General features: G+C 57.9%; 17 protein-coding genes and 2 pseudogenes. 2 read left to right on the forward strand and 17 right to left on the reverse strand.

Features of this window, described 5'->3' with window-relative positions:
* Positions 1-101: 101 nt before the first annotated feature.
* From A0U92_RS17335 to cobU, 15 genes and pseudogenes are all read right to left on the reverse strand, one after another.
* Positions 102-266 (reverse strand): annotated as a pseudogene (locus A0U92_RS17335) (IS5/IS1182 family transposase); the annotation flags it as partial.
* Positions 265-435, reverse strand: a pseudogene (locus tag A0U92_RS17340) (IS5/IS1182 family transposase); the annotation flags it as partial. The pseudogenes A0U92_RS17340 and A0U92_RS17335, both read right to left, overlap by 2 nt.
* Before the next feature lie 142 nt (positions 436-577).
* Positions 578-2068, reverse strand: coding sequence for a glycerol kinase GlpK (gene glpK / locus A0U92_RS10740; RefSeq protein WP_077813220.1), 1491 nt, complete (start codon positions 2066-2068; stop codon positions 578-580).
* A gap of 19 nt (positions 2069-2087) precedes the next feature.
* Positions 2088-2909 carry an MIP/aquaporin family protein gene (locus A0U92_RS10745; protein ID WP_077813221.1) on the reverse strand — a complete coding sequence of 274 codons (822 nt, stop codon included), beginning with the start codon at positions 2907-2909 and terminating at the stop codon, positions 2088-2090.
* Between the two features lie 16 nt (positions 2910-2925).
* Positions 2926-4443, reverse strand: a complete 1518-nt coding sequence (gene glpD / locus A0U92_RS10750; RefSeq protein ID WP_187668751.1) for a glycerol-3-phosphate dehydrogenase — start codon at positions 4441-4443, stop codon at positions 2926-2928.
* Between the two features lie 136 nt (positions 4444-4579).
* Positions 4580-5401, reverse strand: coding sequence for a DeoR/GlpR family DNA-binding transcription regulator (locus A0U92_RS10755; RefSeq protein ID WP_187668752.1), 822 nt, complete (start codon positions 5399-5401; stop codon positions 4580-4582).
* Between the two features lie 5 nt (positions 5402-5406).
* The gene (gene recQ / locus A0U92_RS10760; RefSeq protein WP_236748099.1) at positions 5407-7320 is read right to left on the reverse strand and encodes a DNA helicase RecQ; all 1914 of its coding nucleotides are present in this window, start codon (positions 7318-7320) and stop codon (positions 5407-5409) included.
* 9 nt (positions 7321-7329) lie between these two features.
* Positions 7330-7713, reverse strand: a complete 384-nt coding sequence (locus A0U92_RS10765; protein WP_077813225.1) for an OmpA family protein — start codon at positions 7711-7713, stop codon at positions 7330-7332.
* 150 nt (positions 7714-7863) lie between these two features.
* Positions 7864-9555, reverse strand: a complete 1692-nt coding sequence (gene cydC, locus A0U92_RS10770; protein ID WP_077813226.1) for a thiol reductant ABC exporter subunit CydC — start codon at positions 9553-9555, stop codon at positions 7864-7866.
* 43 nt (positions 9556-9598) lie between these two features.
* A complete protein-coding gene (cydD, locus tag A0U92_RS10775; protein WP_077813227.1) occupies positions 9599-11329 on the reverse strand; it encodes a thiol reductant ABC exporter subunit CydD in 1731 nt (576 codons plus the stop codon).
* A gap of 51 nt (positions 11330-11380) precedes the next feature.
* A complete protein-coding gene (locus A0U92_RS10780; RefSeq protein WP_077813228.1) occupies positions 11381-13180 on the reverse strand; it encodes a sensor histidine kinase in 1800 nt (599 codons plus the stop codon).
* A gap of 147 nt (positions 13181-13327) precedes the next feature.
* On the reverse strand, positions 13328-13501 hold the full coding sequence (locus tag A0U92_RS17345) for a NepR family anti-sigma factor (RefSeq protein ID WP_187668944.1): 174 nt from the start codon (positions 13499-13501) through the stop codon (positions 13328-13330).
* A gap of 120 nt (positions 13502-13621) precedes the next feature.
* Positions 13622-14212, reverse strand: coding sequence for a sigma-70 family RNA polymerase sigma factor (locus tag A0U92_RS10785; RefSeq protein ID WP_077813229.1), 591 nt, complete (start codon positions 14210-14212; stop codon positions 13622-13624).
* Positions 14213-15054: 842 nt separating this feature from the next.
* Positions 15055-16617, reverse strand: a complete 1563-nt coding sequence (locus A0U92_RS10790) for a carbohydrate porin (protein WP_077813230.1) — start codon at positions 16615-16617, stop codon at positions 15055-15057.
* A gap of 554 nt (positions 16618-17171) precedes the next feature.
* A complete protein-coding gene (gene cobU / locus A0U92_RS10795) occupies positions 17172-17693 on the reverse strand; it encodes a bifunctional adenosylcobinamide kinase/adenosylcobinamide-phosphate guanylyltransferase (RefSeq protein WP_077813231.1) in 522 nt (173 codons plus the stop codon).
* Positions 17694-17728: 35 nt separating this feature from the next.
* Between cobU and cobT the strand changes: the two genes are divergently transcribed.
* Positions 17729-18760 (forward strand): nicotinate-nucleotide--dimethylbenzimidazole phosphoribosyltransferase, encoded by a 1032-nt coding sequence (gene cobT / locus A0U92_RS10800; protein WP_077814387.1) that lies wholly within the window; start codon positions 17729-17731, stop codon positions 18758-18760.
* 55 nt (positions 18761-18815) lie between these two features.
* On the forward strand, positions 18816-19532 hold the full coding sequence (gene cobS / locus A0U92_RS10805; RefSeq protein ID WP_236748100.1) for an adenosylcobinamide-GDP ribazoletransferase: 717 nt from the start codon (positions 18816-18818) through the stop codon (positions 19530-19532).
* 91 nt (positions 19533-19623) lie between these two features.
* Here cobS and A0U92_RS10810 read toward each other — a convergent pair whose 3' ends face one another.
* Together A0U92_RS10810 and A0U92_RS10815 are read right to left on the reverse strand one after the other, a co-directional pair.
* Positions 19624-20169 carry a histidine phosphatase family protein gene (locus A0U92_RS10810; protein ID WP_077813233.1) on the reverse strand — a complete coding sequence of 182 codons (546 nt, stop codon included), beginning with the start codon at positions 20167-20169 and terminating at the stop codon, positions 19624-19626.
* A gap of 23 nt (positions 20170-20192) precedes the next feature.
* Positions 20193-20594, reverse strand: coding sequence for a hypothetical protein (locus A0U92_RS10815; RefSeq protein ID WP_077814388.1), 402 nt, complete (start codon positions 20592-20594; stop codon positions 20193-20195).
* Between the last annotated feature and the right edge of the window lie 287 nt (positions 20595-20881).

Here is a 20881-nt window from a genome sequence, read left to right on the forward strand (position 1 = left end):
TTGGCTCGTAATTTCAGGATTTTGGCGATTTGATTGACGGTTCCTGAAGTAGCATTCGATCTGCGTTTTGAGCAGATTGGGGGCTATCACCCGCTGGATGGCTACGCGCTCGCGCTGATCTGTTCCAGGAAGAGAAAGCGACGCATATTACAGACGATATTGGCCAGCCCGATCCTCATAGTGGCTCGCGCGATGCCGACTGTTCGGACGACCAGCCCGGTCTGTGATTTCTGGTCGGCAAAGACATGCTCGACACGCGAGCGGATCGAATGTCGGTCGTCCGCCTTTGCTCCCGTCAGAATACGCCAGCGCCAGCTCCAAATCAGGGCGAAACACTTCAAAATCTACAGTTCGCGAAAACGCTTCGAGCCGATCACCAAGCCTGCTCAATCGCGCAAGCCGCTCATCAACATCAAAGAAACCGGGTTGCTTCATCTTCCATCCCCCAATCAACGTACGGGAAAATGGAATTACAGAGAAAGCCTCAAAACCAGAGGGTTTTCAGAACAGAAAAAAGGGGGCCTTATCCGCAACCCAGCGGGAAACGGACAAGACCCCGATACAAAGTCAAAGAATGTCAGGCTTGAATCAGCGTCCGGCGCACAGCGACATGCCAACCGTCGATCATATCCTTACGGGTCGAAGCTTCCATTTTCGGCTCGAACAGCGCGCCACGCTGCCATTCAGATGCGACTTCTTCCAGATCGTTCCACAGACCGACGCCAACACCTGCAAGGAATGCGGCGCCGAGAGCCGTCGTCTCGATCTGCTTGGGACGCTCGACCTTTGCCTGCAACATGTCGGACAGGAACTGACAGAACCAGTCATTGGCCGCCATGCCACCGTCGATACGCAGTGTGTCGGCCGTGCCGCCACCGTCCTGCGTCATCGCAGCCACGAGGTCGAGCGTCTGGTAAGCCACGGATTCCAGAGCCGCACGGGCGATGTGCGCCTCGGTGGCATCAAGCGTCAGACCACAGATCAGACCACGCGCATTCGGGTCCCAGTGCGGTGCGCCGAGACCGACAAAGCCCGGCACCATATAGACGCCGTGACTGTGCGGTATGCGCGTCGCCATGTCGTCAGTCTGGGAAGCATGGGTGATCAGGTGCAGGCCGTCACGCAGCCACTTGATCGCCGCACCCGCGACGAAGATGGAACCTTCCAGAGCGTAGGCGGTCTTGCCCTTCACGCGGTAGGCGATGGTCGTGAGCATCCGGTTCTGGGAGATGACCGGCTTCTCACCGGTGTTCAGCAGAACGAAACAGCCCGTGCCATATGTAGCCTTGGCCATTCCCGGCTTGAAGCAGGTCTGACCAACAACGGCGGCCTGCTGATCACCGGCAATACCGGCAATCGGCACGGCGCGACCAAACAGATCAGGAACACTTTCTCCAAAGATACCGCTGCTGTCTTTGACTTCCGGAAGCAGCGCCACAGGGATGTTGAAGAGCGCAAGAAGCTCGTCATCCCACTGCTGACGATGGATATCGAACAGCAGTGTACGGGAAGCATTGGTCACGTCCGTCGCATGAACCTTGCCGTCCGTCAGACGCCACAGCAGGAAGCAGTCGATCGTGCCACAGGCCAGTTCGCCTTTTTCAGCCCGTGTGCGCGCGCCTTCCACATTATCAAGAATCCAGGCGAGCTTCGTGGCTGTGAAATACGGATCGAGCAGCAGGCCGGTACGGCTGGCGACCAGTTCTTCCTTGCCCTGCTTCTTGAGTTCGGCACACAGCTTGGCAGTCCGGCGGTCCTGCCAGACGATGGCGTTGTGTACCGCTTTGCCGGTCTTGCGATCCCACACGACGATGGTTTCACGCTGGTTGGTGATTCCGATCGCCGCGATGCGGTCAACACCACCGGAGCGCTCGACTGCTTCCTGCGCCGTCGTTTTCGCATCACGCCAGATATCTTCAGGATCGTGCTCAACCCATCCCAGTTGCGGATAGTACTGGGGAAACTCCCGTCGTGCGACCGAGATTTCCTGCCCGTTCATGTCAAAGACAATACTACGGGTAGAGGTGGTTCCCTGGTCAATCGCCAGAATACGATCCTGTTTGATCATGATGGCTGCTCCTTAACGGTCAGACAGATGTTTCGATCGAGGAAGCCGCGGCAGCGGGCTTCGGCATGAACGGCTGGATAAGCGCGCGGTAAAGGCCGGCTCCGATAACGCCACCACAAATCGGGCCTAAAATGGGCACCCACCAGTAATTACCAGGGGACGGCAGAGCCTGCGGCCCCCATCCGGCGAGATAACAGAAAAGACGCGGGCCGAAATCGCGCGCCGGGTTGATGGCCCAGGCGTCGAGATATCCGGCGGAAGCACCAATGGTCGCCACGAGAAGACCAATGATCAACGCACCTGAATTCGCCTGAGGCGCCATGGTGTTATGCTCATAGGTGATCGCAAAGATCCCGAATAGCAGCATGGCGGTCAGAATGATTTCGACCAGAAAAGCGTGCATCGGCGTGACGAAATCGCCCGGATGCGTGAAGAATACACCTGCCGCCGCGCCGTCATGTATCCGATCCAGACCATGCGAGACGGCAAAGTGATCAATAACGGGCGAGAACAGCGTATAAACGACCACCGCTCCAAGAAAACCACCCAGAATCTGCGCCACGCAGTATGGCGCGACCTTCGCCCATGAGAATCCACGATACACGGCGAGCGCCACCGTCACCGCCGGATTGGCGTGCGTGCCGGAAACCGCGCCCGTCGCATAAATAGCGATCGTGACGCCGAGGCCCCAGACGATACACACGCCCCAGTAAGCCGTCTTGTAGGGGCTCGGGTCATAGAGAGAATACATGGCGGCAACAGAATCACCGAACAGGATGATTATGAAAACCGCAATACATTCGGCGATAAGTTCGCCGATCAGTTTTTTCCGGGCTGTCATGGTGCTCCGATAGTCGTTAGCCGACTTTTTGTTTTATATATGCGCCCACACGCTGACGCTGCTCTTCGGTCATATGCAGACCGATCTTGGTACGCCGCCAGAGTACGTCCTCCGGTGCGCGTGCCCATTCGTTCGCGATCAGATAATCGACTTCGTTGGCCGTCATCCCCTGACCGAAATCCTCGCCCATATCGGAAAGCGACTTTGCTGTTCCGATAACATCGTAAGCCCGCATGCCATAAGTCCGCATCAGACGCCACGCCAGAGGCAGCGACAGGAAAGGTGCAGCATCACGGAAACGGTTCAGGGCAGCTTCAAAGCCACCCGTTCCCAGATCACCACCGGGCAATGCCGCATCCGCCGTCCAGGAATAGCCTCCCACGGCAGGCAGAACCGGTGCAAGCTTTTCAAGCGCATGTTCAGCCAGCTTACGGAACGTCGTGATTTTGCCGCCAAAAATGGAAAGCAGCGGTGCGCCATCTGTATTATCGAGATCCAGCACATAGTCACGTGTCACAGCAGAAGCATTGGCTGCGGCGTCATCATAGAGCGGACGCAGACCAGCATAGCTCCATACGACATCACCCGGCTTGACGTCCTCCTTGAAATAGCGGTTCACGCTTTCGCAAAGATACTTGATTTCGTCCTGAGAAATCTGAACCAGACCCGGCTCTTCATTCCAGGTCACATCGGTCGTGCCGATCAGGGTGAAACGCTGCTCGTAAGGAATGGCGAACACGATACGCTTGTCGGGATTCTGGAAAATATAGCACTGCGGACCGTCGAAGATCTGCGGCACAACAATGTGACTGCCCTTGACCAGACGCACGGATTTCGAATTCGGCAGATCAAGCTGGTTGGACAGCAAACGCGCGACCCACGGGCCGGCTGCGTTCACGACACCTTTGGCACGCACTGTTTTGGTGCCGCCCTTACGCATGTCCTCGATCTCGGCTTCCCAGACGCCGTTGACACGACGGGCGGAAACCAGCCGCGTGCGGGTGCGGATATCCGCGCCGCGATTGGCGGCGTCCATGGCGTTCAGCACGACAAGGCGGCTGTCCTGCACCCAGCCGTCGGAATAGACGAAGCCCTTCCTGTACTGATCCTGAAGCGGCTGACCGGCGGAATGCGTGTTCAGATTGAGCGCCCGTGACTTGGGCAGCTTCATCTTCGGGGCAAGATGATCGTACAGGAACAGACCCAGACGGATCATCCAGACCGGACGCTGCTCCGGAGAATGCGGCAGCACGAAACGCAGCGGCCACATGATATGCGGCGCGATGGACAGCAGCCGGTCACGCTCGATCAGAGCCTCGCGCACAAGGCGGAATTCGTAATATTCCAGATAGCGCAAGCCGCCATGGATCAGCTTGGTGCTGGCTGAAGAGGTGTAGCTGGCAAGGTCATCCTGCTCGACCAGCAACACGGACGCGCCGCGACCGGACGCATCACGCGCAATGCCCGTTCCGTTAACACCGCCGCCAACAATAAGCAGGTCATATACGGTGGAGGAGTCGTCGGCTGCAGCCATCTTCATCGGTCCCGTCTGTTGTTCGAAAAATATATCGGAATTTTCGTATCCGAACATGAACCTCTTTGGCAATGGAAAAATAGCGACAGGACTCTGCCAAAAGTCGCCACAATTCCATTACACGTTGACTGAACCTCTAAATAGTTCGTTTCCGAACATCGTCACCAACCAGCACAAGCGCGACATCGTGAGCCGTCAGCATCTCGCAGATTGGCGCAGGTGGTGTTCTGTCCGTGAAAAAGGCCGTCACACCGGCAATACTGCCCGCATTCATGAGGGGCCTGCGTCCAAATTTGGTGTGATCCGCCAGAAGAAAAATCTTGCGGGAGTTGGCGCGGATAAGTTCGGATGCGCGAATTTCCTCGGCATCATAGTCCAGAAGAGTGCCGTCTTCATCGATTCCGCTGATGCCGATCACGCCATAATCGGCGCGATACCGGCTGAGCATGGTCAGGGAATCCGGCCCCAGAATCCCCCCATCCCGCACACGCACCGTGCCGCCGGTGAGCACAACCCGGCAGTCCTCGCTCCCCGCCAGCAGGGTGGCGACATGCAGATTGTTCGTGATGACCTGCAAACCCTTGTGACCCGCCAGAGCACGCGCGAACGCTTCCGTCGTGGTGCCTATATTCACGAACAGGGACGCCCCATCGGGAATGGCGGCGGCGGCGAGTTCGCCAATAGCGTCCTTCTCGCCGCGATTGCGAATCTGTCTCTGTGGATAGGCAATATTTTCCACCGAAGACGGTGCGCTGGCTCCGCCGTGATGACGCAACACCTCTCCGGCAGCGTCCAGCGTGCGGATATCGCGCCGGATGGTCTGCACGGCCACATCGAACAGACGGGCCAGTTCCTCATTCGAAGCATAGCCCTGCCGCTTCACCGTCGCGATGATCGCCTGATGACGCGCCTGCGTGCGGGAACCCTCTCCTCCAGCATCGCCACGAGACTCAGGCATAAGACTCACTTTCTGACCTCAATATCCTCAAGCACTTCCAGAACCGCCTCGCCATAGCGACCGAGCTTGGAGCTTCCAACGCCTTTGACATCGCCCAGTTCATCAAGTGTGCCGGGACATTCCAGCGCGATATCCCGCAATGTCGCATCATGGAAAATGACGTATGGCGGAATTTCCTGTTCACGCGCCTCAGCCAATCGCCAGCGTTTGAGCGCGTTGAACCGCTCCCGGGCGTCCTCGGTGAGCTGATCCGCGATCGAGTCGCCCTGCCCCGTGGATCGGCTGTTTCGGACAGAAGCTTCGACCGCATCCTCTCTCAGCCGCACTTCTTCTTCACCGCGCAGGATCGGACGCGCAACCTCTTCATTCAGACGTAGACCACCGTGCTCGTCGCCGGTCATCAGGGCGCCACGGGCGATCAACTGCCGGACCACGCTCCGCCAGAACGTCTCGGTTTTATCCTTGCCTATCCCCCAGACCGAGAGGCGATCGTGGCCTGCCCGTGAAATATTGTCCGAAGGCCTGCCGCGCAGAACAGCGATTACATGCAGCGCGCCATAACGCTGGCCAGTGCGATAGATGGCGGACAGCAACATCCGCGCCGCCTGCGTGCCGTCGAAAGTCGGCACCGGCGCGCGGCAGTTGTCGCAATGCCCGCACGGCTCGGTCATGGTCTCGCCAAAGCAGGCCAGAAGCGCGCGGGTCCGGCAGGACGTGCTTTCCGTGAAGGCGATCATCGCCTCCAGCCGCCCGCGCATGATGCGTTTTTCGCTGTCCGGCGCGTTGGACTGGTCCAGCCAGTAACGGGCGCGGCTCATATCCTCGCCGCCATAAAGCAGCAGCACGTCGGATGGCAGTCCGTCACGTCCGGCACGACCGATCTGCTGGTAATAGGCTTCGGGCGACGAGGGCATGTCGAGGTGGATCACCGTCCGCACATCGGGACGATCAATCCCCATGCCGAATGCGATGGTGGCGACGATGACAATCGGTTCGCCTGAGCGAAACCGATGCAGGGCCGCGCGTTTTTCCTGCGGTGACAGGCCGGCGTGGAAGGCGCAGGCGGGATAGTCTTTCTCACGCAGCGAAGCGGCGATCCGCTCGGTGCGCGCACGCGACCCGCAATAGACAATGCAGGCATCATTGCGATGCTTCTGCAGCGCATCGACAAGCTGCCGCATCTCGCCGCCTTTGGGGCGCGCGGCGATCATCAGATTCGAGCGATGAAAACTGGCGGACAGAACCTCCGCTTCCGGCATCGCCAACGCGGTGAGGATGTCATTGCGAGTCCGCGGGTCTGCCGTCGCCGTAAGCGCGATACGCGGCACACCCGGGAAATGTTCCGGCAAGGTCTGAAGCGCACGATATTCCGGGCGAAACTCATGTCCCCATGCGGAAATGCAGTGGGCCTCATCAATCGCGATGACAGAAATCCGCTGGCGGGACAGACGATCCAGCGTTCCGGGAGACAGCAGCCGCTCCGGCGAGACATAGAGGATATCGACCCGTCCGTTGAACAGTTCGCCCCGGATACGGGAGGCCTCGTCTCCTTCCAGTTCCGAGTGCAGAGCCGCTGCATTGACGCCAAGCTGGCGCAGGGCCGCGACCTGATCGTCCATCAGGGCGATCAGCGGGGAAACCACCAGTCCCATACCGGCACGACAGAGCGCAGGCACCTGATAACAGACGCTTTTTCCGCCACCTGTCGGCATGAGGACAAGCGTGTCCTCGCCGACCATCACCCGGTCGACAGCCTGTTCCTGCAACCCTCGAAAAGCCGGAAAACCGAACACACGATGAAGGACTTCACGTGGTGACAAACCGACGAAACGGTCACGTCCTCCCTCAGGAGCAGACGGCTCCACACATGGGCCGTCTACTCTGTCATCTTGGCCTGACAAGAATGGTCTTTCCAGCATCAGGTAAGATTACTGGGCGAGCAGTTCTATCTCGACGCGACGGGAGCCTACGATACCTTGCGCGTTGGAAGGAGGCCGGGTCGTTTCACGAATGCGCTTCGGAGAAACGCCGTCCGCCACAAGCTGTTGCGACACGGCTTTTGCCCGCCTGATAGCGAGAAGGGATTCCGTGGAGAGATCCCCATCCTGTCGTGCATAGCCTTCAACAACGACAGTTCTGCCAGAATAATGCCGTGCTTTTTCAGCAACTTCTGTCACCACGGAAAGCGACGCCTCATCCAGAACCGATGATCCCTCGCTGAAGAAGACGACATACTGCCGCCCCGGCCCGGTGCCGTTACTGGCGCAGGCGGAAAGCAGGCAGAGAGTGGCAACAGAAACAAGACGACGCATGACCCAATTCCCTATGACGCACCGGATCCGACGCAGATTGATGTCAAACCAAGCTGAACACACTTTGTCGTGCCTGCGCAGCGAAGGAAGGTCAACAAAAGAGAGGCGAAGCCCCACCCCGTTGCGCGCAGGAATTGCAGACGCCACCCTTTAAACGGGCAGCGCCGTGCCGCCGGAAAGACGCCAGACCTGATCCAGTTGTTCCACACCGGTGAGACGATGCGCAATCAGAACAACCGTGCGCCCCTGCGCCACACGGTTCAGGGTGAGGAAGAAATCCTGCTCCGTCTGGGCATCCAGACCGGTCGCAGGCTCATCCAGCACCAGAATCGGCGCTTCGGAGAGCAATGTCCGCGCCAATGCAATGCGTCGCCCCTGCCCGCCTGAAACCTTGACGCCGCCTTCACCGAGCCAGGTGTCGAGCGTCTCGGGGAGCGTGCGCACGAAGTCACCGACAGCCGCTTCATCCAGCGCTTTCCACAGCGCCGCCTCGTCCGCGTCCGGCCTGCCGAGCAGCAGGTTATTGCGGATCGTATCGTCAAACAGATGCGTCGCCTGTGACAGCCAGGCAATATGCTGACGCAACCACACATCCGGGAGAGAAGCGATATCCACACCGCCGATAAGCAGCCGTCCTTCCTGCGGAAAGGCCGCCTTGAGAAGCAGCGCCGCCAGCGTTGATTTTCCCGCCCCGGACGGCCCAAGCAGGGCGATACGGTTGCCTGCCGGAATGTTCAGCGAGAAGTCGCTGAACACGGCGGGACGATCAGCCCGCCACTGAAACGCGATATGCTCGAAAGCAATGTCAAAGTGGGTCGGCATTGTCGCCGCTGGCGGCACAGTCCGCACAGGAGAAGGGTGTTCGTCGGCAATCGCCACAACCCGATGAGCCGCCGCCCCCATGTTGCCGGCCAGCATGCCTGCACGGGTCAGACCTGACACCCCCTCGAAACAGGCAAAGGTCAGGAACATCAGGCCCACACCCTGCACGGCGGGAATCCGATCAAATCCGATACCCGCAATCGCAGCAAGCAGCAGAAGCAGGGCCGTCTGCGTGCAGAGGCTGGAAAGCGCCCCCACAAACGCCATCCGACGCGACATCCGGGCCTGACGCGCCAGCAGGCGGCTGTTCGCCCTGTTGACCTGATCAATAATTCTCGGACCTGCGCCAAAGGCCCGGATCTCGCGCATGCCGCTGACAAGATCCAGCACGCCGACACGTAGCGCGGCCTGCGCGTGACTGAGACCTGCGCCTTCCCTGCGGCTCAGCCGGGCCGCAGCCAAAGGCATGATAAAGGCTGATGACACAAAGAGAATACCGATCAGAACACCCAGCAAGGAATTGGCGCTACTGATGACCAGCACCAGAATGGGGAACGTCAGGCAGGCTCCGGCCAGTGGCAGCAGCAGCCGGAGATAAAGCCCGTCCAGAGTTTCGATGTCCGAGACTAGCCGCGAGAGCAGATCGCCCGCCCGCCGGAAACCGAGGCCGGCGGCAGCGCCCTGCGCCAGTGAGCGGAAGAACCAGACTCTCAGCGTCGCAAGTGCCCCGAACATGGCGTCATGAGCATAAAGACGCTCGGAATAGCGCAGGACGATACGGCCCAGACCAAGAACACGGAGCGATGCGGCCGTGACAAGCACCATACCCAGCGCCGCGCCGGCAAAACGCAGACCGGCGCTGCTCATCAGGGCCAGTCCGGCCAGAACGGCCAGCAGCGAGAGGACGAGACCGATGGTCAGACGCAGGGCATGCGGACGCCAGACCTCGACGATACGGATCAAAGCGTCACGATCGGCCCGTTCACGCTCGGCCACATCCCGGGAAGAAGGTCTGCTCATGAACGGTCCTCCCGCATGCCGGTTTCAGGTGCTGGAGAACAGTTCATCCCGCCTCTCCTCCGGCAATCCGGCCGTCGGCCAGTTCGATCCTCTGCCCCTGAAACGCCTGAAGCGCTGTCGAATGGCTGGCGAGAATCACGGTACGGTTCCGGGCCAGCGTCTCAAGACTTTCGAACACGTCACCTTCCGTCACCGGGTCAAGATAGGCCGTCGGCTCATCCAGCAGCAGAACCGGAGCATTCTTGAGATAGGCTCGTGCAATGGCGATCCGCTGCGCCTGTCCACCAGACAGGCCAAACCCGCCCTCACCGATCATGGTTTCAATTCCATCCGGCAGACTGCCCAGGAAACGATCCACTGAAGCCGCACAGATAGCCTGCTCCAGTTCTTCCTCCGAGGCGTCCGGTCGGGCGAAGAGAATATTTTCCCGCAATGAACCCGCGAACAGGATCGGACGCTGCCCGATCCAGGAAATCAGATGCATCAGGCTGGTCGGTGCGATCGTCTGCATATCGACGCCATTGAACGTGATCCGTCCCGAGGTCGGTCTGATGAAACCGAGCAGGAGTTCCATCACCGTGGATTTACCAGCGCCGGACGGACCGAAAAGGATCACGGTTTCTCCGGCGGCAACCGAGAACGAAACATCGTCAAGCGCCCGCCCGCGCGCTTCATCCCAGACGAACGAAACATTTTCAAACGCGATCGCGATGCCTTCATTTGGTGCCACACGAAGCTGCCGGGTCTCGCCTGATGAAGCCGCCTCTTCCGGAAGCGCCAGAATATCTGCGGCAGCGCCCTGCACCAGCGCGCGATCCTGATAAGCGAGAGCCAGCCCACGCAAAGGCACGAAAAACTCTGGCACGATCAGCAGGGCAAAGAGGCTGGACGTCACCATTGTGCGGAACGTCGCGGCGTCAGTCGTATGGATGGCGGCCTGCACATGCCGCCCATCAATCAGGGCGATCAGGATCAGCGCGACAATCATGGCGCAATCGATGGCAGCGGAAGACAGAAAGGCCACCCGCAGGATTTTCATCGTCCGCTTGCGCAGATCGTCCGCCGCCTGCCCGAGACGCTGCGCCTCGTCATCCGCCCGGCCCGCCAGCACGATGGTGGCTATGCCGCGCATACGATCCAGAAAGCGCGCCTGGAGTCGTGTCATGGCGAGGAACTGCTTGCGGGAGGCCACCGCTGCGCCAATACCGAACAAGGCCTGTGAAAACGGCACGAAGAGACCGCAGAGCGCCAGAATAAGAGCCGCTCCGGGCTGCACGAGCGCTGTCAGAACGACCAGCACGGCTGGCGACGCCACCCACAGCACGGACGCCGGCGCCCAGCGGGTGAAATATCCATCCAGCGCCTCAATCCGATCCACGACCAAAGCAGCCAGCGCGCCGCTGTGCGCATGACGCAGAACCGCAGGTCCGGCGCCAACGATGGAGCCAAGCACTTCGTTCCGCAGTCGGCTGCGGGCGCGTCGTCCTGCCGTGGCGGACGCGTTTTCACTCAGGAAACTGATGGCGATACGGGCAAGGGCGATGAGGACAAAAGCGGGCAGAGGCCACACAGGAACCGGCGTGCCTGCGCCATGGCCTGATGGTGTCACGAAGTCTGTCAGCGCAGGCCCAAGAATATTGGCCACGCACCAGAATTGCGCCGCTCCCGCCAGACTGGAAACAATGCCCAGCATAATGGACGGACGCACCGCACGCAGTCCCAGACGCGCCTGCGCCCTGGTCCAGACCTTTATGGCTGCCTTACTCTCATTCATGCCGCCCCTATAGCGAAGACTCGGCTCTGGAAACAGAGGGCATCTGTCGTGTCAGCTTCGCATTTCGCGAATTGGAAGCAGCTCTCCTCCCTCATCCCGGCGACTGCCTTTCACGGGACAGGTTACAACCACACGCAGGCCCGCTCCCTCCTCGATACGAAGCTTTCCACCTATCTGTCTGACAAATCCTCGAACAAGCTGCAACCCGAACTCTCCTTCGTCTCCTCCCCCCTGCAACGCGGTAGTGCTGTCATCATCACCTTCGATTGTCAGTGTCATGACGTCATTCGCCTGGGAAAGAGAGACGCGCACTGTCCCGCTCCGCTCGTCGGGAAACCCGTGATTCAACGCATTCAACAGCACTTCGGCGATAATCAGCACAACCGGAGTCGCAATATCGGGGGACAGCATGACACCTCCCGCGTCCTCCTCAATTGTCACCCGACGCCTGACGTCCTCAGGCGCAGACCGTTGTATCTGTTGCGTCAGGGCGGGAAGAAACTCTGTCATGCTCAGATCTGCAAGCTCGTCACCCACATACAGCAGGCGTTGCAGCATTGAGAGAATTCTTACCCGGTTGCGGGCGGCCAGGAGCGCCATGCGCACATCGCTTCCGGAAGCCCTGTTGGCCTGCAGGCTGAGGAGGGAACCGACAATCTGAAGATTGTTTTTCACTCGGTGATGGATTTCAGCAACCAGTCGCTTCTGGTGCATCAGCGCCGCTTCAAGCTCCGCTTCGCGATGGGCCAGTCGCCATGTCGCCGTGCCGAATGCGCCGGAAAGCTTGCGAAACTCCTGTGGCATGCGTGAGTCTGCGATATTTTCGTACTTGCCTTTCCGCATCCAGGTCTCGACGTCATGGGTCAACTGATTCAAGGGCTCGATCACAAGCCTCCGCCCGGCGACCATAACCCCCGACAGCCCGGCGGCCAGCAGGATGCCGACCATCATGATCCATCCGATCAGCAGGAAAAGTGCACGTCTTTCCTCCGGCAACTGCCTCACCTCGATCAGTGCGGAATCACCGTAACCAAGAGAACCGTAAACATAGGATCGGCTGCCTATACGCTCTTCAATGCGCATACGATCATAATGGTTGCGGGCAGCCTTTCTGGCTTTGGCGACCATCTCCGCTGCTGGCGAAGCCCAGACACAGCGTGGGCATACTGACACAAGCGATCCGTCTTCCATGACGAACCAGGCGGACAGGGATTTTGAAGAGACCTTTTCTGCTCCTTCATGGAACGAGGAAGCGCTGTCGAACGCACTCGGATCCCACGCGACTGACTGCACCGCGACAATAAAACGCTTTCCGTTTCCTTCTTCAGCAGCAGGAAATTCCTGCACGATCCTCAGATAGGGGCGATCCTGATACATCCAGAGATGCGCGGGAGCGGTAGCGGGTCTGATATCACGTGCAGCGACAAAGCAGTTGGTGTCGTCGGCGCCGGTCAAAGCATCCAGTAAATTTCCGGCTTCATCGACGACGGCGAGAAGGCAGTACCGCCCCTTGCTGGCTGCCTGCGCCAGCAGCAGGAAGCGCCTGAGAGAAGCGTTATCGGCCGTCTGGTCGATCTGCCCCAGCATCGACTCTGTACGAAAAGCCTCACTTTCCAGATATTTTCCAAGCTCTGAGAGCGCGAATTCACCGCGCTGGGTGCCTGTCTCGTTCAGGCGGACATAATCCTGCCAGATGAGCAAAGCCTCAAGAGCTGCAACAGGCAGCACGGAGCCCATGATGACAATCGCCATCCGGCTTCGGACAGAATCGAACAGACTTCTGATTTCGATCAGGAAAGAAACCACAAAGCGGCAGGATCGCCAGCCGTATTGAGGATCACGTCGCCTCATCTTGCCGCCAACGACGAGGCATCAGATGGCAGTGTCACAGACCAGATCATGCGAACTACCCGACAGACCCCGGCCTGAAGACGAAAACACCGGGCGCATTCCAGTCAGCCCATAGACAGTGAAAGGCAGAAAACAGACCAATCTTCTTCACTGACCTTCATCACGCTCTTCAAGAAGCCGCAGAAGTTCTTCAGGGATTGGCTCTTTGGCAACATCATCGAAAAGCTGATGAAGGCCACGCTTCAACCAGATATCGAACGCATCATCCTCTTTCTTTCCGCTTTTCGCGGAAGAACTGGGCTTTCGGTCTCTGGCCGACATCGACAACCACCCCGGCAGACATTCAGACAGTTCCGGGCGCGATTCCGGGAAGCAATGGCCATTCATACTGCGGAACCCTCCCGGCTTAACATTTCATTTTTCGAAACACCAGTCAGTTTCTTACCTGAAGGCCGAATTTGTTGCCGCGTCATGGTGACCGGACTGTTTACGACGCTGCTCAACTTCCTGGCGCAGCGCCATTGCCTGCTGACGCAGACGGTCACTCTCGGGCAATTCACCCATCATCCATGCCTCAAGCTGACGGCGAGCGCGGAATACGCGACTTTTGGCTGTCCCCACCGCACAGCCTGTCGCCTCAGCAAGTTCCTGATAGCTCATGCCCTGCAGCACGACCAGAACCAGCGCCTCACGCTGATCAGCCGGCAGCCGCGCAAGGGCAAAACTCAGATCCTTGACGGCCAGACGGTCCTCGTGATCCGGCTTGGTCGCTAGCATGTCGCCTGGCAGATCATCGATGTCTGTCGTTGCTCTGCGCTTGCGCAGATCGGAGATGAAACGGTTCCGCAGGATGCGATGCATCCATGCCGGAAAGTTGGTTCCAGGAATAAAGCTGTCTCGTGCACCGAGTGCATTGCACACGGCATCCTGCACCAGATCCTCCGCCTGAGCACGATTGCGCGTGAGCGCAAGTGCCTGAACGCGAAGCTTGGGCAGGATAGCAACGATCTGGGTCTGGAAGGTATCAGCCATCTTTATTTCCCCTTGTTCTTACCGGAGCAATGAATGGCGACACCAGTTCGTTCCATCAGACGCATATTTTTTCGATCACGAAAAAGCGAGCCCGTTTTCCATGAAGGACTGAAGCTTATCCGCCCGCTCCACAAACAAACCGTTCGCGACGGGATACTTCCGTTGTCTGAAGGATATTACGCACCGGCCTGAAAAATGTTGCGAAACAAATGAATAATTTCCATCAGAAACCTCATTCGGCTGGGTGACAGTCGCTCTCTCCCGTCTGCCCGGACGTGACCTCGACTCATCGCAGACCTGTCGCGCCAGCCACAGAGGCCATGGATTTTGGAGCAGTCATGCCTTGATTATCGGAGGGATCATGACGCCTTTCGTTCAAGGCATCGCCTGTGCTGATGAGCCCCCACACATGACTGTGATTCTAGAGCAATTCCACTGAACTCTGGCCCAGTGGAATTGCTCTAATTCATTGTTTATCGAGCATATTCACCAGTTCGAATGTGTCCATTCAAACTGGATATGCTCTAGCGGGAAGTTCCACCCCGGCACTCCACGCGTCACCCTCTGTCCTGCCAGCAACCAGAACGGATGGATGCTCATCTGCACAGAACACCGCAAAAGCTGCCGATGCCATCATCCGAAGATGATCGCCAACACCTTCGCTTTTAGACGGAGGGCTCTTGCGTCATCTTCTTATGGATGAAGCCAAAAGACCCTGCTGTGTCCGGGCTGTCTCCCGAACACGTCGAGAGGCGACCAGAACAGGCCATCAGATCGTGAAACACATACAGTCCCGGAAGCTGGATTTCCCAGACACGGCAGAACGGTCGCCATACAGGACTTCAGAGAGTGAAGCTGAATGCCGAACTGAAGACTGCGGCATTCTTGAAGACTGTGCTGCCACCAGGACGCTGGATGTACTGGAAGTCAGGCTGAACATTGATGCCGGGAATGACCTGAATTGTGTAGAAAAGCTCGTAAATGTTTTCGTGAGACTGAATGCCGTAAGGAACGCCGAAATTCGCTCCCTGAAACGGCAGTCCCGCAGCCTGCGAGGCCTCCTGCTGCCGAATGGCCGAACGGCTGAACTCTGCCCACTGGAAAGCAAAACCCACCATGTCTTTCGGTCGTGACCACCAGTGGCCGGTATCCATGATTACGCCGACAAGGTGATTTTTCATCGCCGAAGTCTGACCGGAGGCGTAGCTGTACTGGCCGCCGATGATCAGGCCATTCATTGGTCCGTCGCCATGGCGCACCAGCATCTGATCGATCATGACCCACATGGAGGTCTGTCCGCTCTGACGACGTGCCGGCTCTCCGGATGTCACCCAGGCGTGACCATAGATATCTTTGTACAGGTCATTATATTTTGAATTATCGTACATCACGCCGACCTTGTAATGGCCGATCAGATGATTTTTCCCGAACTCCGGAATCCAGCCCAGTTCAACTTCGGTCGAAAGTTTCCCAAGCCCAGACTGAGCCCATGACCAGCCGGAGATACCGCCATTATAGGAATGCGGTGACACCGCAAAAAGACCGCCCATGATGTAGATATGCTTCGTCGGCATCAGACGCAGCACCGTCCCGATATTGCCCGACGGCCAGTCGCGACCACCATTCAGATATTTTGTCGGTGTGACGTTGCCGCACATCCACACGTTCATGAATGAGCACCCCCAGGGGGAGTTGTTGAAAAACGTTCCTGTCGGAATCCACCCCATGGCCCAGTCGACCTTGTTGTGGTACATCGACTTTTCAAAATATGCCCAGACCAGATGCGCCACGACGTTACCACGCGCACCGTAAATCTGCTGGACCTGGTTGCCATTATCACCGAATTCGGAACTCAGGTTTCGACCATGACCGTTAACTGCCAGCATGTGCAGCCACAGGTTGTCCGACCAGTGACCGGCATTCAGGATTTTCTGCCAGTCGATATCCAGCGTCACACCAACCTGACCGGCATCCGTCACTGTCTGCTTCTTGCCGCCGATCGGATTGCCGGAAAGACTCTCATATACGTTCACAGCCACGTAGACACCGTGCTTCTGCAGCCACGGCTGCACACCGCCCCAGTCACCAAAAAGATGAGAGGTGCCATAGGGTGGTCCAAATGACGGCGGCCCATAGGGAGCCTGAAGAAAGCCCGGTATCGACTGGTAGAGTGGAACGATCTCCTGTCCTTCACCATACATGGGAGGGTTCGAGACGTCCGGCGAAGGATCGTAAAATGCGTCGCTTTTCCGGGGCTGATTCGTCTCATTGGTGTACGGAGATCGCGCGGAGGCGTCCTCAACAAAACCGACAGTTAAAAAGCACGCAAGCACACCGGCGACAGCCTTGCGGATATCGAACCGGAACATCGGACTGGTTTTCAACATGACGGCCTGTCGTGACATAATTTTTCCTTGTTATGGCCTAAACTGCTCCGCCACAAAAAAATGACAAAACATTTCTACACAAAAACATTTCCGCAGGGAGACTCAGCGAAAGTCCATAAAGCGCCTGTTTTTGTCTGTGTAGTGCCCAGAGAAGAAGAGTTTGAACTGTGTCTTAAGTGTCACGCAGCTTTCGCAGCCTCGAGCGCGACGGGGCACACTAGAGCAATTCCACTGAACTCTGGCCCAGTGGAATTGCTCTAATTCATTGTTTATCGAGCATATCCAGTTCGAATGTGTCCGTTCAAACTGGATATGCTCTAGAAAACCAGCGAAATACAGCCGGAATATATAAAACAACCCGCCAGAGGGTAAAAAACGCCTCCAGTCAGACCGCTACAAGAGAGCCTGTTTACAGGACAGCCCACTTTCCACCTGCACCCACCATCTCCGAAAAAATGGTTTTTATATTATTGCTACGGATACGGTCGCACGAGGCAGATCAGAAACATTACCATTCACTTTTCATAACATGAAATCAGCTTCACCCATCAACGAAATGGCTGCGTAAAAGTTCAGTCACCCGCAGCGCCCGAAACATTTTTAATAACACAAGGAATTCCGGCCACACTGAGAACAACTTTCTGCGCCTGGCTGGCGATAGCCTGATGCAGCCAACCCGCCTCATCCCTGAAACGACGCGCCAACGCATTCTCTGGCACAATACCAAGACCAACTTCATTGCCGACGAGCACAGTCAGGGCCTTGCGGCAGGACAGCACATCCAGCAACTGCTTTTTTGCAACTGAAATATCCCGCCCTTCCATCAGAAGATTGGTCAGCCAGAGTGTGAGGCAATCGACCAGAACGGGCGCCTCGCCCGCCGCGACCAGTGCATCCGCCAGTTCCAGCGGCTCTTCAACCGTGCGCCAGCCTTCTCCACGGTCAGCCTGATGGCGGGTAATGCGTTCCTGCATCTCCGCGTCCCATGCCCGCCCCGTGGCAAGATAAACCCATGGTGCCGGAAATTGCTTCACCACGCTCTCGGCATAGTGACTTTTGCCGGACCGGACGCCCCCCAGAACCAGTTCAATCATTGCTCTTGCCCTCCGAAAACGGCATGTCTGTGTTCATGAGCACGTCCCCTTTTACAGCCCCCCTTTTTACAGACATAGACAGTCTGCGCACCCTGTGCCGCGAACCCGCATCCAGCGATGCAGTCGCCATAAACCAGATTGCCGAACGTGAGGCCACACTCACCAAACCGGCTGGCAGTCTGGGGCGCCTGGAAGAACTGACGTCATGGCTTGGCGCGTGGCAACGGCGAAGCACTCCGCAACTTGAACGTGTGCAGACGATCATCTTTGCAGGCAATCATGGCGTTGCAGCGCAGGGCGTCTCGGCATGGCCTTCGGATGTAACGGCCCTCATGGTGCAGAATTTCCATAATGGCGGCGCGGCCATCAACCAGCTTTCCCGATATGCAGACACGACGCTGACCATAGAAACGCTGGAAGATCTCCGCCCGACGGAGGATTTCACGCAGACCCCCGCCATGGATGAAGAGATTTTTCTTCGCACCCTTACGCGCGGTTACAACGCTGTTTCACCCGATACCGACCTGCTCTGCCTGGGTGAAATGGGCATCGGCAACACCACGCCGGCCGCCGCACTTTCGGCAGCGTTGTTCGGTGGAGACGGCAAGGAATGGGCCGGGCGGGGAGCGGGGAATGACGATGCCGCCATGGCTCGCAAGATTTCCGCCATTGACCGGGCTCTGGATCTCCATCGCGCCTCTCTGGCAGACCCGCTTCAGGTTGCCCGGCGACTGGGAGGGCATGAACTCGCCGCCATCATGGGAGCCGTCATAGCCGCCCGCATCCACGGAATTCCGGTGCTTCTGGATGGTTTCGTCTGCACGGCCGCAGTCGCTCCTCTTCACATCCTGCATGCGGAAGGTCTGGCCCACTGCCGCATTTCACACTGCTCCGCCGAGACCGGCCACACCCGGCTGGCGGCCCACCTGAAACAAAAGCCCCTTCTGGATTTTGATCTCCGGCTGGGAGAGGCATCCGGCGCCACCCTTGCGGTTCCCCTGCTCCGGGCGGCACTCGCCTGCCATACCGGCATGCATACCTTTGCCGAGGCCGGGATTGCCGGATAATCGACACAGGTCAGCTTCGGGACGTATCGCCGCGGATTGTCTCGCGGCTCTTGGCATGTTCACCCGCCTGCCCCTGCAATGGCTCGAAAAACATGCGGCGGATGTCGATCTTCGGCGCTCGATCTGGGTCTGGCCGCTCGCGGGCGCGCTGGTCGGTTGCCTGACAGCCTGCGCCATGTGGATCGGTTATGCCGCACATCTTCCTCCTGTGGTCTCGGCTATCTGCGCCGTAATGGCGCAACTTCTCGTCACCGGTGGTCTTCATGAAGACGGACTTGCTGACAGTGCTGACGGGCTGGTTGGCGGCGGAACAGTGGAGCGCCGTCTGGAGATCATGCGGGACAGCCGCATTGGTTCCTATGGGGCGCTGGCGCTGGGCACCTCCGTTGCACTGCGTTGCGCCTGTATGGCTTCCCTTCCCGCATCCTGCCTGTTCCCGTCATTGATTCTGGCTGGCAGCGTCTCTCGTGCCGCCATGCTGCTGGAACTGAAATGGGGAAAACCCGCGCGACAGGACGGACTGGCCAGCGCCCTGTTTTCTCTTGCGCCCCGCCCTCTTGCCGTAGCGCTCCTTACACCTCTTCTACTGGCGGCGCTTCTGATCCCTGCTGATGAAATCATTGCTCCTTTCGCAATCGCGCTTCTGGTGACTTTCCTGATGCATCGTTTCAGCATGAAAAAGATTGGCGGATTTACAGGAGATATTCTTGGAGCCGAAGCCGTGCTTGCGGAACTTACCGTGCTTGTCAGTCTGACCGGACTGAACGGATAAATTTCCGTCCAGGAACGATGCAGAAAAATTCAATAAAAATAACAAATTTTACGAAAACACTTTCCTTGATTCACAAGGACATTCGTGATGATTATTCTTCAAAAATCTTCTCTGAAACCATCTTTATCGATCCTAACGGCACTGCCTCAACCGCCAGATCAATGTTCTTTCCCGAAACAAGAGCATCCAGAATACGTAATGGGCCTCCGTGCGAGAGGACAGCACAAGACGGGCCTGCATTAAATTCGCTCCAGACGGCTGTGACCCGAGAGATCAGTTCCTGACCGCTTTCTCCTTGCGGAGAGGAAAATCCGAGCAGATCAAGAGCCCATTCATCCAGAGCGCTTGGAGGAACATCGTCCCATGGACGCATTTCCCAGTCACCAAAGCTGATCTCTTTCAGACGCGGCTCCAGAAGCAGCTCACACTGCGTATGTGCGGCCACCCATTCCGCAGGCATCCGGCATCGCATGAGCGGAGAAGCGACCAGCATCCGAATACCTGTTTTCCGGATGCAGTCCGCCAGCTGGGAGGCGAAGACCTCCCACCCTGTCGTCAGCGCCACATCAGACTGACCATAACAGACACCTCGCGGCACCTGTACTGCAGGATGTCGGGCCAGGCATCGAATGGTCATGGCTCTGTCTGATGCGCCTTCCGTCAAATACGGGACAGCGGCATTTCGAAATGGTGGTCAGGCTTGTCGCCGACCATCGACAGGATACCAAAATTATCTGACACAAGTTTGAAGGAGAGCGTCACATTATCCCGGGTTCCGCTCCATTCATCACTGCTTTTCTGTGACAGGGAGAAGGTATCCTGCCCAGACTTCTGCAGATTTTGCGGCAGATGTACGATGATACGGCTTGCCGGACCAGCAGCCCGATTGGCGACCATGTCAACAACAGTACCCATGGAAGACCACTGACCGGCAATAAATGTTGCTGAATGAGAGGAATGGGCTGCGGTCTCGGATTTTGGCGCGCCGTATGCGGGCACATGCCATCCGAAGGAGAAACTGCAGATGACTGCCGAGCAGACAGCGGCAAAACGTAAACGCATGATGATACATCCTTGTTTGTCCGGACATCCAAAAACAAACAGGTTTCTACAGGACATCCCGACCTGATTCAGTTCACAGCAGGAGATGTGCCCCAGCTCTCCCGCCACGTTCACCCTGCCCGGCGCACGCGTTCCTCCCGGAAAACGCACATCGACAATCCGGTCAGACACCAGAACAGAAAAACACCTGCAGACACCGGATTATTCCCGGTTTGCCTTACCGTATTTTCTGCCCTGAAAAGATTGTGATCGCAGAAACCCGAAGCATCCGGGTTCACGTCGTCAAA

Source organism: Acetobacter aceti (genome assembly GCF_002005445.1).
GTDB lineage: Bacteria > Pseudomonadota > Alphaproteobacteria > Acetobacterales > Acetobacteraceae > Acetobacter > Acetobacter aceti_B.